Here is a 12,729-nt window from a genome sequence, read left to right as displayed (position 1 = left end):
CTCCTATCGCGCGGAATGGACGGCGTCGGCAAGGGCCCGCGTCAGGTCACGCACAGGTCCGGCGGCATTCGCGCCGTGCTGGGCGACCAGATCGATCAGCGCCGAACCGACCACGACCCCGTCCGCGACCTTGGCAATCTTCGCGGCCTGTTCGGGCGTGCGCACACCGAAGCCGACCGCGACGGGAATGTCGGTGGCGGCCTTCAGCCGGGCGACGGCTTCGTCGATGCTGGCCTGCGCGGCCTGCTGCAGCCCGGTGATCCCGGCAACCGAGACGTAATAGAGGAACCCCGACGAGCCTTCGAGCACGGCGGGCAGCCGCGCGGCATCGGTGGTCGGCGTGGCAAGGCGAATCAGCGAAACCCCGGCGGCGCGCAGCGCGGGGCCGAGTTCAGCGTCTTCCTCTGGCGGAATGTCGACGCAGATCACGCCGTCCACCCCGGCCTTCCGGCATTCCGCCGCGAACCATTCGGACCCGCGAATCGTCATCGGGTTGGCATAGCCCATCAGCACCAGCGGCACGTCCGGGTGCCGGGCGCGGAAATCGGCGGCAATCTGGAACAAGTGCGCGGTCTTGGTCCCCGCCGCCAGCGCGCGCAGGTTGGCAGACTGGATCGCGGGGCCATCGGCCATCGGATCGGTAAAGGGCATGCCCAGCTCGATCACGTCCGCGCCGCCCTCGACCAGCGCGTCGAGCAGCGCGGGCGTGGCATCGGGCGTGGGATCGCCGCCGGTGATGAAGGTGACAAGGGCCGGACCCTTGGCGAAGGCGCGTTCGAACCGGCTCACAGCGTCACCCCCAGGTGCTCCGCGACGGAGAAGATGTCCTTGTCTCCGCGTCCGCACAGGTTGACGAGCACGATGCTGTCCTTCGGCATCGTCGGCGCGACCTTCTTGACCGCGGCAATCGCGTGGCTGGGCTCCAGCGCGGGGATGATCCCCTCGGTCCGGCAGAGCAGCTGGAAGCCGTCCAGCGCCTCGGTATCGGTGACGCTGGTGTAATCGACGCGGCCCACTTCCTTCAGCCAGGCGTGTTCCGGGCCGATGCCGGGATAGTCCAGCCCGGCCGAGATCGAGTGGCCTTCGGTGATCTGGCCATCCTCGTCCTGCAGCAGGTAGGTCTTGTTGCCGTGGAGGATGCCAGGGCGCCCGCCCGCGAGGCTGGCGGCGTGTTCCTTGTCCAGCCCGTGGCCCGCCGCTTCGACGCCGAGCATCTTCACGCCGGGATCATCGAGGAACGGGTGGAACAGGCCGATGGCATTGCTGCCCCCGCCGATCGCGGCGACCAGCAGGTCGGGCAGGCGGCCGGTGCGCGCCAGCATCTGGGCGCGGGCTTCCTTGCCGATCACGCTCTGGAAATCGCGGACCAGTTCCGGATAGGGGTGCGGGCCGGCGGCGGTGCCGATGATGTAGAACGTGTCGTGGACATTGGCGACCCAGTCGCGCAGCGCCTCGTTCATCGCGTCCTTCAGCGTGGCCGCGCCAGCGGTGACGGGCACGACTTCCGCGCCCAGCAGCTTCATGCGGAACACGTTGGGCGCCTGGCGGGCAACGTCGGTTGCGCCCATGTAGACCACGCAGGGCAGGCCGAAGCGCGCGCAGACGGTGGCCGTCGCCACGCCATGCTGGCCCGCGCCGGTTTCCGCGATGATCCGGGTCTTGCCCATGCGGATCGCCAGCAGGATCTGGCCGATGCAGTTGTTGATCTTGTGCGCGCCGGTGTGGTTCAGCTCGTCGCGCTTGAACCAGACTTGCGCGCCGCCCAGTTCGTCCGTCAGCCGCGGCGCGAAATAGAGCGGGCTGGGCCGGCCGACATAGTGCTCCAGCAGGTCGTCGAATTCGGCCTGAAAAGCGGGGTCGGCCTTGGCGGCGGTGTATTCCCGCTCAAGGTCCAGCACCAGCGGCATCAGCGTTTCGGCGACATAGCGCCCGCCAAACTGGCCGAAATGCCCGCGATCATCGGGCTGGTTGCGAAAAGTGTTCGGGATGGGATCTTGCACGGTCATATCGCAGCCGCGCTTGGCAGAGCAGGCGGGCGAAGTCCAGCCTTTCGGGCTTTTGGCTGGTGTTGAAGGTCTGCGTTTCTCTACCAGATGTTAGAATTTAATGTTGCATTTTGGCAACATTATACTCGTATCTGACAATTTCCGAACAAAAGGTTCATCCGGCAGCAAGGCGGCGATTCCTACTTGGCGGACGTGCCCTGTCGCAGGGCTGAATTTGAAGGAGTAATTCTCATGCGTAAGGTTCTTCTCCCGCTGCTGGCCTCGCTCGCGGTTGCCTCGCCGGCCATGGCCAACGAAGCCCGGGTCGAGGCGCGCGGCGGCGTGTTCTGGTCGGATGGCTACACGCAGGACAGCTATGGCGTCGCTGCGGGCTATGACTTCGACCTGGGCGAGACCTTGTTCGCGGGCGCCGAAGTGTCGGCCGACAAGATCGCCGACACCGGCACCAAGGTCGCCTTCGGCCTGACCGGCCGCGCCGGCGTGAAGACCGGCGAGGCGGGCAAGCTGTTCATCGCCAGTGGCTATACCACCGAAACCTGCTCGAACTGCGATAACGACAGCGTCCACCTGGGCGCGGGTTACGAGCACAAGTTCGGCGGCAACCTTTATGGCAAGGTCGAATACCGCCACTTCTTCCTCGACCAGAACCGTCCGGACGGCAATGCCGTCGTCGCGGGCCTGGGCGTGAAGTTCTGAACTGATCCAAAGGTCACCGAGCGAGGGGCGGTCCGGCAACGGGCCGCCCCTTTTGCGTGGGGGGCACCGAACCCCACCATATTTCCCACCGTCACCCCGGACTTGATCCGGGGTGACGCAGTGGCGGTTGGTATGAAGTGGTGGCTGGTATTCAGGGGGTCAGGCGCGGCGCACCGCCGCGCAGAATGCCGCGATCTTGCCGGCGTCCTTCACGCCGGGTGCGGATTCGACGCCGGATGAGGCATCGACCAGCGGCGCTCCGGTGAGCCGCACGGCCTCGGCCACGTTGTCGGCCGAAAGGCCGCCCGCCAGCCCCCACGCGCACGGCGCTTTCCAGGCGCTCAGCAGCGACCAGTCGAACGACAGGCCCATGCCGCCGGGCAGGGTGCCCTTGGGCGTCTTGGCATCGAACAGCACCAGATCGACCGCGCCGACATAGGCAGCCGCTCTGGCGACATCATCCGCGCTTGCGATGGACAGCGCTTTCCATACCGGAATGCCAAACCGTGCCCGCAATTCGGCGGCGCGCTGCGGGGTTTCCTTGCCGTGCAACTGGATCGCGTCGAGACTGGCGGCGGAAACCGCATCGGCCAGCAGCGCATCGTCTGCATCGACGAACAGACCGACCCGCCCGATCCGTCCGGCTGCACGCGCGCCCAGTGCGGCGGCGTCGGCCAGGGTGACATTGCGCGGGCTGGGCGGGAAAAACACCAGCCCCGCGTGATCCGCGCGCGCGGCAATCACCGCGTCGAGCGCCGCAGGGCTGGCAATGCCGCAGATCTTGATGGCGGGGCCGGTCATGCCCCGCCGGTTAGCGCGGGCGCGGTCAGGGCGCCAGTTCGAACTGCACGGAAACGCTGGACGACAGTTCCACCTGACCCGCCGCGATGGGGGTGGGGGCGGCGTCCATTGCCATTTCGGCCTTGGCATACATCACGCGCGGCTGCGGCACGTAACCGCCGCTTTCGCTGATGGTCAGGATGCGCACCACGCGCAGGCCCGCGGCCCTGGCATAGAGGTCGGCGCGCGCCCGCGCGGCCTTCATCGCGGCGGTGCGGGCTTCGTCCAGCGCGGCTTCGGGATTGTCGACCTGAAAGTTCGGGCCATTGACCTGATTGGCCCCGGCGGCAACCAGCGTGTCCAGCACGCGGCCGAACTGCTTCAGGTCACGCTGCTTGACGTTGACGTTGTTGGTCGCCTGATAGCCGATGATCCGCGCGTCCTGCACGACCTGCCCGTTGGGACCGATCACTGGCTGGCCATAGATCGGGTTCAGGTTGATGGTGCTGGTCTGGATGTCCTTGTCGGCGATGCCCGCCTTTTTCAGCGCTGCGATCACCTTGTTCATGTCGGCCGAATTGCCGGTCAGCGCCTCGCTGGCGGTCTTGCCCTGCGTGGTTACGCCCGCGCTGAATTCGGCCAGATCGGGCTTGCGGGTAGAGCGCCCCTCGGCGCTGAGCGACAGCAGCGTGTTGCCCGCGCCGACGACTGGCCCGGACGCGGTGTCCTGCGCCTGCGCGGCGGCGGGAATCGTGCTGGCAGCCGCCAGCGAGGCGGCCAGTGCAGCGGCAAACTTCAAGGATTTCATCGCGATACTCCTTCGCATCATGGCCCTGCCATGCCCTGCGAAGGCTGTCGCAGGGCTGAACTAAAGCGTCGCTTCAATCGCGCGGGCGGCGGCAACCGGGTCTTCGGCACGGGAAATCGGGCGGCCGATCACCAGCACGCTGGCCCCGGCATCGCGCGCGGCGCGCGGGGTGACGGTGCGCTTCTGGTCGCCGGTCTTGCCTTCGGCCGGGCGCAGGCCGGGGACGACGAAGAACCCGTCCTTCCACTGCCGATGCACCGCGCCCACTTCCTGGCCCGAACAGACGATCCCGTCGAGCCCGGCGGAATGGGCGAGGTCGGCAAGGCGCAGCACCTGATCGTGGGCGGAACCGCCGACGCCGGTCGCGGCCATGTCGGCTTCATCGAGGCTGGTCAGCAGGGTGACGGCCACGACCTTGCAATGTTCGCCCGCTGCCGCCTTGGCATCTTCCATCATCGCCCGCCCGCCGCTGGCATGGACGGTGACGATGGCCGGTTCCAGCACGTGGATCGACTGCATTGCGGCAGCAACCGTGTTGGGAATGTCGTGCAGCTTCAGGTCGAGGAAGATCGGCAGTCCGATCTTGGCGATTTCGTGCACGCCGTGGTGGCCGTGGGCATAGAAGAATTCCATCCCCAGCTTCAGCCCGCCGATGTGGCCGGCCACCTTGCGTGCCAGCGCTTCAGCGGATTCGAGGCGCGGCAGGTCCAGCGCGAGGTAGATCGGGTTCGTGTTCATGCGGCGGGCGAATGCGGCGCGGCGGCGCCAGCGTCAAGCGGGTTGCTGGGGGAAGCATTCGACGGCGTGGAAATCGCCACCGACCGGACCGAGTTTTCCAGGCTGGCAATCCGGCGGTTGAGCCGCCAGCGCGCCCCCTTGTGCAGCAGCCACATCGGCAACAGCCCGGCCAGGAACGACACGATCACCAGCGCGGGCAGGCGCGTTTCCAGCACCAGCCCTTCCCAGATCTTCACTTCCACCGGCTGCCAGTTGTTGATCGAGAACAGCAGCAGCGCCACCAGCAGCAGCACCCAGACAATCGTGCGGATTACTTGCATGGGCAGGCCCTCTCCTTGCAGTTCAGCCAGTTATGCCCGTCATGCTATGCCGGAACGGGCATGAAGGGAAGGGCAGTGCTTATTCCCCGAACACCCGCGCAAAGATCGTGTCGACTGCCTTGAAGTGGTAATCGAGGTTGAACTTTTCCTCCAGCTCCGCCGGGGATAGCGCGGCAGTGACTTCCGGGTCGGCCTTCAGCAGCTCCAGCAGGTTCAGCTGGCCATCCGATTCCCACACCTTCATCGCGTTGCGCTGGACGAGGCGATAGGACGCGTCGCGCTCCAGCCCGGCCTGGGTCAGCGCCAGCAGGACGCGCTGCGAGTGGACCAGGCCACCCATCTTGTCGAGGTTCTTCTGCATCCGCTCCGGATAGACCAGCAGCTTGTCGATCACGCCGGTCAGGCGGGCGAGGGCGAAGTCCAGCGTGATGGTCGCGTCCGGGCCGATGTAGCGTTCGACCGAGGAGTGCGAAATGTCGCGCTCATGCCACAGCGCCACGTTTTCCAGCGCCGGGGTGACGGCGGAGCGGACCACGCGGGCCAGCCCGGTCAGGTTCTCGGTCAGCACCGGGTTGCGCTTGTGCGGCATGGCCGACGAGCCCTTCTGCCCCGGCGAGAAGTATTCTTCCGCTTCCAGCACTTCGGTGCGCTGCAAGTGGCGCACTTCGATGGCGAGCCGTTCGATCGAGCTGGCGATCACGCCCAGCACGGCAAAGAACATCGCGTGCCGGTCGCGCGGGATGACCTGCGTGGAGACCGGCTCCACCGCAAGGCCCAGCTTGTCCGCGACGTATTCTTCAACCGACGGGTCGATGTTGGCGAAGGTGCCGACCGCGCCCGAAATCGCGCATGTCGCTACTTCCGCGCGCGCGGCCAGCAGGCGGGCCTTGCAGCGGTCGAACTCGGCATAGGCCTGCGCCAGCTTCAGGCCGAACGTGGTCGGTTCGGCATGGATGCCGTGACTGCGGCCGATGGTGGGGGTGTACTTGTGTTCATAGGCGCGGCGCTTGATCGCGGCGAGCAGCGCGTCGAGGTCTTCCAGCAGGATGTCCGCCGCGCGGGCCAGCTGCACGGCCAGCGTGGTATCCAGCACGTCGGAGCTGGTCATGCCCTGGTGCATGAAGCGCGCTTCGGGGCCGACCTGCTGGGCCACCCAATCGAGGAACGCGATCACGTCATGCTTGGTCACGGCTTCGATCGCGTCGATGGCGGCAACGTCGATGGCCGGATTCGTCGCCCACCAGTCCCACAGCGCCTGCGCGCCGCTGGCCGGAACCACGCCCAGCTCGCCCAGCTTCTGCGTGGCGTGCGCTTCGATCTCGAACCAGATCTTGTAGCGGGCTTCCGGTTCCCAGATGGCAACCATCGCGGGGCGGGCATAACGGGGGACCATGTTCGACTCCTTCAGGCTTCGCCCGCGCCGCTAGGCGGGCGGGGCCGCAAGGGCAAGCCCCCGCGCGCCGAAAGCGCGATTCGGTGGCCGATTCAGGCTGGCCAGTCGAACGACAGGGCCGTCGTGCCGGTTTCTGTCCCGTCCGGCCCGAACCGCCGCTCCACGATCGATCCGCGTCCGGCCCGATCGACGGTGATGACCGTCGAGCAGCGTGTGCCGTACACCGGGTTGACGATGAACACGCCGGAGAATTGCGGCGATGGTCCATCCGGTTCCGCGTCCGTGGCCAGCGTGCGGTCCGCCAGCGGGGTGAACAGGGCTTCGGACGAGGCGTCCGCATCCAGCCAGCGCGCCAATGCGGCTTCAAGCTTGCGGGTCTTGCTCCATGGCTGCGCGAATGCGCCGTTCGACAGGCCGTGGATGCCGGGGGGCAGCGCTTCGCGGCGGGGGGCGGGGTGGTTGGTCACGTAATGCGCCCCTTCCGGCCCCGCCACGAACAGGTTGAACGGGTTCATCCCCGCCACATCGCCCGGCGACTGGCCGGTCAGCCAGTTCGTCACCAGGTCCCCGCGCGAGGCGAGGTGCGGCTGGGGATAGCCATCGACCCGGTAGTTGGTGACCAGGCCAAAGCGGCCGTTGCTGGCCACGCCCAGCCAGGTGCCGCCCGCCTGCTCGTCGCGCCCGGCGATCATGCCGTTTGCCCACTGGTGCAGCGGCGCGGTGGGGCGGTCGTGAAATTCGTCGCGGTTGCCGATGGCGACCAGCCGCCAGCGCGGATGCGCGGCCCAGGCGATGGCGGCGACGCACATGCTCTAGATGAGTCCCTTGGCTTTCAGCGAGACATGGCCCTGCCGCCCGATGATGACATGATCGTGGACGACAATGCCCATCAGGCCCGCCGCATCGACGATCTTGTTGGTGATCTGGATGTCGGCGCGGCTGGGTTCGGGCGAGCCGGAGGGGTGGTTGTGGACCAGGATCAGCGCCGCCGCACCAACGTCGAGCGCCTGCTTGACCACTTGCCGAGGGTGGATCGCGGCCTGATCGATATCGCCATCGCCGACATGGTGATCGAGGATCAGCCGGTTGCGGGTATCGAGATAGAGCACACGCACGCGTTCGTGGTGCAAGTGCGCCATGTCGATCGTCAGGTAATCGATCAGCGCCTGCCAGCTGGCCAGCACCGGCTGGTCCTGCACCCCGGTGCGGGCGAGGCGGCGGGCGGCGAGCGCGACGATCTTGACCGCGGCGGCGCTGGTTTCCCCCATGCCGGGATGCAGTACCAGCGCCTTGGCATCGGCATTGAACACGCCCGCCAGACTGCCGAACCGCGCGATCAGCGCCTTCGCCAGCGGTTTTACGTCGCGGCGGGGGATCGCGGTCATCAGCAGGTATTCCAGCACTTCGTAATCGGCCAGCGCCTCGGCCCCGCCAGTCAGCAGCCGTTCACGCAACCGGGCGCGATGTCCCGCGCCATGATGCTGATCCTGTTCCGTTTCTGGCACTTGGCGATGGTTCCTGCCGCTGACCGATGCTGCATTGCCTTTCAACGGCCGAGCGCGCAAGGCTAAGGCGATGGACACGCCAGAGGCTGACCCTGCTGAAGACCCGGTGGAAGTGCCGACGCTGCCCCCCCGGCGCAAGCGCTGGTGGATCATGGGCGGGTTGCTGGGCGCGACCGCGCTGGGGCTGACCATCGCCTGGATCGAGCGCGAGACGATTGCCGACACGGTGATCGCGGGGCAACTCGACGCGCGCAAGCTGCCCGGCACCTATACCATCGAATCGGTCGGCCCGCTGCGGCAGGTGCTGACGAACGTGGTGATCGGCGATCCCGCCCGGCCCGACCTGACGGTGGAGCGCGTGGAGATCGAGATTACGCCGACGCTGGGCATTCCCGCCGTCAGCCGCGTCACGCTGGTGCGGCCCCGGCTCTATGGCAGCTACCGCGCGGGGTCCTTCTCGCTCGGCAAGCTCGATTCGCTGCTGGAAGGCACCGGCGAGGGGCCATCCGGGTTGCCGAGCCTGGAACTGGTGCTGGTCGATGGCCGCGCCCGGCTGGACAGCGATTTCGGCGCGGTCGGGATCAAGGCCGAAGGGCGGGGCAATCTGCATTCCGGCTTCACCGGCACGCTCGCGGCGATTGCGCCGCAGCTGACGGCCGGGGCCTGCCGCGCAGAACAGGCATCGCTGTTCGGCACGGTGACCACGCGTGATGGCGCGCCCGGCTTCAAGGGGCCGCTGCGGCTGGCCGCGCTCGATTGCCCGGCGCAGGCGCTGCAACTGCGCGGCGCCGGGCTGCAAATCGATGCGGCGGCCAATGCCGCGCTGGACACGGTCGGCGGGCAGGCCGGGCTGGAAACCGGCGCGCTGCGGCTGGGCGGGCAGAATGCGGCCGCGCTGCGCGGCGATTCGCGGTTCTCGCTGAAGCAGGGTGATCTGACCGCCAGCTACCGGCTCTCCGCCGCGCGGCTGGGCGGGACGCTGGCGGCGTCGACGCTGGCGCTGGAAGGCACGTTGCGCAGCCGCGACCGGCTGGCCACGTTCGACAGCGAAGGCACGTTGAGCGGGCAGGACGTGCGCCCCGGCGCGGGGCTGGACGGGCAACTGGCCGGGTTGGCGCGCTCGCTCGATACGACGCTGGGCGGACCGCTGCTGTCAGCGGTCCGGCAAGGGCTGGCGCGCGAGGGGCAGGGCAGCCGCCTCAGCGCCGGCTATACCTTCCGCCAGACGGGCGAGCTGACCAGCGTGGTGATCCCGCGCGGCGTGCTGCGCGGGCGCAGCGGGGCGGATGTGCTGGCCCTGTCGCGGTTCCAGCTCGCTGCCGGGGGGCAATCCGGCCTGCGCCTGTCGGGCAATGTCGTGACCGGCGGGACGGGCCTGCCCCGGCTGGACGGGCGGATCGAGCGTCAGGCCGGCGGCACGATGCTGGGCCGGTTCCGGATGCCGGAATACCGCGCCGCCGATTCGCGCCTGGCCCTGCCGGAACTGGTGCTGGTGATGCGCCCCACCGGGACGCTCGGCTTTTCGGGGCGGGCGATTGCCAGCGGCAAGCTGCCGGGCGGGTTCGCGCGCGGACTGAGCGTGCCGCTCGACGGCAACTGGTCGGCGCGGAGCGGGCTGGCGGCGGGGCGGCGCTGCCTGCCGCTGACGTTTGACAGCCTCTCGCTCGCCAACCTCACGATCGACAGCCGCACGTTGACCTTGTGCCCGCCTTCCGGCGGCGCGATCCTGCGCAGCGATGCGCGCGGCGTGCGCTTTGCAGCGGGCGCGGGCGCGCTGAACGTGGCGGGGCGGCTGGGCAATACCCCGATCCGCATCGCCAGCGGCCCGGTCGGCTTTGCCGTTCCCGGCGCGCTGGTGGCCAACCGGCTCGATGTCGCGCTGGGGCCGCCAGAGAGCGCCAACCGGTTCCAGATCAGCAACCTGACCGCCCGGATCGGGCAGGACATCACGGGACGATTCGTGGGGACGGACGTGCGGCTCGGCGCGGTCCCGCTCGACATTCTGGGCGCAGCGGGGGACTGGCGCTATGCCAACGGCGCGCTGACCATCGCGGGTGCCAGCTTCCGGCTGGAGGACCGCGAACTGGATGACCGGTTCCGCCCGCTGATCGCCCGCGATGCGGCTCTGACCCTGCGCGACAACCGCATCGGCGCCGAGGCGATGCTGCGCGAACCGGCCAGCGACCGCGAAATCGTGCGCGTGTCCATCGCCCATGATCTCGCCACGGCGCGCGGCCATGCCGATCTGTCCGTGCCGGGGATCCTGTTCGACAAGGCGGTCCAGCCCGATACGCTGACTCACCTGGCGCTGGGTGTGATCGCCAACGCGCGCGGCACCGTCAGCGGGGCAGGGCGGATCGACTGGACGACGGAAAAGGTGACAAGCACTGGCAAGTTCGGCACGGAAAAACTTGATTTCGCAGCGGCATTTGGTCCGACTGACGGGGTTTCCGGCACGGTCGAGTTTACTGACCTGCTGGGCCTCGTCACCGCGCCCGACCAGCGGCTGAAGATCGGCGCGATCAATCCGGGGATCGAGGTCTACGACGGCGAAATGTCGTTCGAGCTGCTGCCGGATCACGTGCTGATGGTGAACGGGGCGAAGTGGCCGTTCATCGATGGCACGCTCGAATTGCTGCCGACCCGCATGGCGCTGGGCGTGCCGGAAACGCGGCGTTACACGCTGCGGGTGACGGGCATCAACGCGGCCAAGTTCGTGGAGCGGCTGGAACTGGGCAACATTGCCGCGCGCGGCACATTCGATGGCGAGCTGCCGCTGGTGTTCGACGAGAACGGCGGCTGGATTCGCGGCGGCCTGCTGACTTCGCGCGCACCGGGTGGGAACATCTCCTACGTGGGCGAACTGACGTACAAGGACTTGTCCGCGATGGGCAATTTCGCGTTCCAGACGCTGCGTTCGCTCGATTTCCGGCGGATGGAAATCGGGCTGGACGGCGCGCTCGACGGGGAAATCGTCACCAGGATGAAAATCGAGGGCGTGCGGCAGGGCGATGGGGCGAAGGGCAGCATTGTCACGCGCAGCCTGGCGGGCCTGCCGATTCAGTTCAACGTCAACATCCGCGCGCCGTTCCAGCGCCTCATGACTTCGTTCAAGGCGCTGTACGACGAGGAGTTCATCATCGACCCGCGCGTGCTGGGCCTGCCCGGTGCCGGGGGTGAAACACCGCCTCCACCCCCGGCAAACCCCGCACAACCGGCCATTCAGCCCCCAGTCAGCAGGAACAAGCCATGAAGCGCCATGCATTGACCAACCGCGCCCGGATTGCGAAAACCGGCCCCATGCAGGGGACGCGCTTCGGGAAACGGTGGTCGGCCTGGCCGGGCGTGAGCCGGCTGGGGGTGGTGATGGGCAGCGCGCTGGCGCTCGGCGGGTGCATTTCCGTGAACGCACCGGACAAGCCGATCGTGATCGAGCTGAACATCAACATCAAACAGGAAGTCGTGTATCGTCTCGCGGCGGACGCCGGGAATACGATCAAGGAAAATCCTGATATCTTTTAACGGGTTGGAGAATTGACGATGTTTGGCCTTACCGACCGAGTGCAGCACAAGCCCGTTGCCCTGCTGGCGGGCGCGGCGGTGCTGTCTGCCCTGGTCCTGTCGGCTCCGGTCTCCGCGCAGCAGCGCGACCCGGCCTATGCCGCCGCCCGCGCTGCCGGGCAGGTGGGGGAAAAGACCGACGGGTTCCTGGGCTATCCGGTCCCGCCGTCGGCTGAAATCCGCAAGCTGGCCGAGGACATCAACATCAAGCGCCGCGACGTCTATGCCCAGAAGGCTGCCGCCCAGAAGGCGACGATCGACGATTACGGCTTCACCTCCGGGTGCCAGCTGATCCTGGCGACCGTGCCGGGCGAGAAGTACCAGGCCCCCGACGGCAGCTGGCGCACCCGCACCGGCGAACCGCCGCTGCGCGACAACAAGTGCCCGTAAGGCGGCATTTCCAACCAGGAATCGGGCACGAATTCGGCCTCCTCCCGCAGCGTGTGGGGGGAGGCCTTTTGGTAGCAGTTGACTCGGACATAGCCTCTGCCTAAGGGGCCGTTGCCCTCGGCGGGTGCCCGTCGCCCGTGCCGTGGAAACCTTGAGAAAGGGAACCTGGCATGAATGACGAGCAACCAGCCCGAGAACCCATTGGCGAGGATGCGCGGATCGACGCGCTCGACGCGCGGCTCAAGGCCGCACGAGAGCGGGAAGAACAGCGCACCAAGCCCGTCGTTGGCGCGGAAGCGGATGCGAATTATCGCATGGGCAACCGGGTCCTGGCGGAATTGCTGGGGGGGATCGGCGGCGGCGCGTTCATCGGCTGGGTCATCGACCATTTTGCCGGAACCGCTCCCTGGGGCCTGTTGGGGGTGATGTTCCTCGGGATCATCGTTGCCTTCAGGAGCATTATCCGGATGACGTCGCAGCGCCCGCACTAAGGGCGCTGTTGCGCATGTATCGAAGTGAAAGAGGTAGGACG

The 12,729-nt window shown here is 67.7% G+C and carries 14 protein-coding genes; 5 read left to right on the top strand and 9 right to left on the bottom strand.

The window, feature by feature from the left end:
* Positions 1 to 3: 3 nt before the first annotated feature.
* Together trpA and trpB are read right to left on the bottom strand one after the other, a co-directional pair.
* Positions 4 to 789: a tryptophan synthase subunit alpha gene (gene trpA / locus IE113_RS13425; RefSeq protein ID WP_189542345.1), complete on the bottom strand. Its 786-nt coding sequence runs from the start codon at positions 787 to 789 to the stop codon at positions 4 to 6.
* Positions 786 to 2,006: a tryptophan synthase subunit beta gene (gene trpB / locus IE113_RS13420; RefSeq protein WP_189542344.1), complete on the bottom strand. Its 1,221-nt coding sequence runs from the start codon at positions 2,004 to 2,006 to the stop codon at positions 786 to 788. The genes trpA and trpB overlap by 4 nt, the downstream gene beginning before the upstream one ends.
* A gap of 231 nt (positions 2,007 to 2,237) precedes the next feature.
* Between trpB and IE113_RS13415 the strand changes: the two genes are divergently transcribed.
* Complete coding sequence (locus IE113_RS13415; RefSeq protein ID WP_189542343.1) at positions 2,238 to 2,702, top strand: outer membrane beta-barrel protein; 465 nt, start codon at positions 2,238 to 2,240, stop codon at positions 2,700 to 2,702.
* Positions 2,703 to 2,861: 159 nt separating this feature from the next.
* Here IE113_RS13415 and IE113_RS13410 read toward each other — a convergent pair whose 3' ends face one another.
* From IE113_RS13410 to radC, 7 genes are all read right to left on the bottom strand, one after another.
* Positions 2,862 to 3,503, bottom strand: a complete 642-nt coding sequence (locus IE113_RS13410) for a phosphoribosylanthranilate isomerase (RefSeq protein WP_189542342.1) — start codon at positions 3,501 to 3,503, stop codon at positions 2,862 to 2,864.
* Between the two features lie 25 nt (positions 3,504 to 3,528).
* Entirely contained in the window at positions 3,529 to 4,290 is a 762-nt protein-coding gene (locus tag IE113_RS13405) for an SIMPL domain-containing protein (RefSeq protein WP_189542341.1), read from the bottom strand.
* A 60-nt stretch (positions 4,291 to 4,350) separates the two neighbouring features.
* Positions 4,351 to 5,028: an orotidine-5'-phosphate decarboxylase gene (gene pyrF / locus IE113_RS13400; RefSeq protein WP_189542340.1), complete on the bottom strand. Its 678-nt coding sequence runs from the start codon at positions 5,026 to 5,028 to the stop codon at positions 4,351 to 4,353.
* Complete coding sequence (locus IE113_RS13395) at positions 5,025 to 5,348, bottom strand: LapA family protein (RefSeq protein ID WP_189542339.1); 324 nt, start codon at positions 5,346 to 5,348, stop codon at positions 5,025 to 5,027. The genes pyrF and IE113_RS13395 overlap by 4 nt, the downstream gene beginning before the upstream one ends.
* 79 nt (positions 5,349 to 5,427) lie before the next feature.
* Positions 5,428 to 6,741: an adenylosuccinate lyase gene (gene purB, locus IE113_RS13390; RefSeq protein WP_189542338.1), complete on the bottom strand. Its 1,314-nt coding sequence runs from the start codon at positions 6,739 to 6,741 to the stop codon at positions 5,428 to 5,430.
* Between the two features lie 92 nt (positions 6,742 to 6,833).
* Complete coding sequence (locus IE113_RS13385; RefSeq protein ID WP_189542337.1) at positions 6,834 to 7,550, bottom strand: NRDE family protein; 717 nt, start codon at positions 7,548 to 7,550, stop codon at positions 6,834 to 6,836.
* Positions 7,551 to 7,553: 3 nt separating this feature from the next.
* The gene (gene radC, locus IE113_RS13380; RefSeq protein WP_229822446.1) at positions 7,554 to 8,246 is read right to left on the bottom strand and encodes a RadC family protein; all 693 of its coding nucleotides are present in this window, start codon (positions 8,244 to 8,246) and stop codon (positions 7,554 to 7,556) included.
* 70 nt (positions 8,247 to 8,316) lie between these two features.
* Here radC and IE113_RS13375 point away from each other — a divergent pair, with 70 nt between their 5' ends.
* The 4 genes from IE113_RS13375 to IE113_RS13360 all read left to right on the top strand — a co-directional run bounded on the left by IE113_RS13375 (position 8,317) and on the right by IE113_RS13360 (position 12,688).
* On the top strand, positions 8,317 to 11,499 hold the full coding sequence (locus IE113_RS13375; RefSeq protein WP_189542335.1) for an intermembrane phospholipid transport YdbH family protein: 3,183 nt from the start codon (positions 8,317 to 8,319) through the stop codon (positions 11,497 to 11,499).
* Positions 11,496 to 11,768 (top strand): YnbE family lipoprotein, encoded by a 273-nt coding sequence (locus IE113_RS13370; RefSeq protein WP_229822444.1) that lies wholly within the window; start codon positions 11,496 to 11,498, stop codon positions 11,766 to 11,768. Before IE113_RS13375 ends, IE113_RS13370 begins: the two co-directional genes overlap by 4 nt.
* 18 nt (positions 11,769 to 11,786) lie before the next feature.
* A complete protein-coding gene (locus IE113_RS13365; RefSeq protein WP_189542334.1) occupies positions 11,787 to 12,197 on the top strand; it encodes a YdbL family probable chaperone protein in 411 nt (136 codons plus the stop codon).
* Between the two features lie 170 nt (positions 12,198 to 12,367).
* A complete protein-coding gene (locus IE113_RS13360) occupies positions 12,368 to 12,688 on the top strand; it encodes an AtpZ/AtpI family protein (RefSeq protein ID WP_189542333.1) in 321 nt (106 codons plus the stop codon).
* Positions 12,689 to 12,729: the final 41 nt, after the last annotated feature.

Origin of the sequence: Novosphingobium arvoryzae (assembly GCF_014652615.1) — a bacterium.
Lineage (GTDB): Bacteria > Pseudomonadota > Alphaproteobacteria > Sphingomonadales > Sphingomonadaceae > Novosphingobium > Novosphingobium arvoryzae.
The sequence above is the reverse complement of the archived record's forward strand: the minus strand, read 5'-3'. Positions and strand labels throughout refer to the sequence as shown.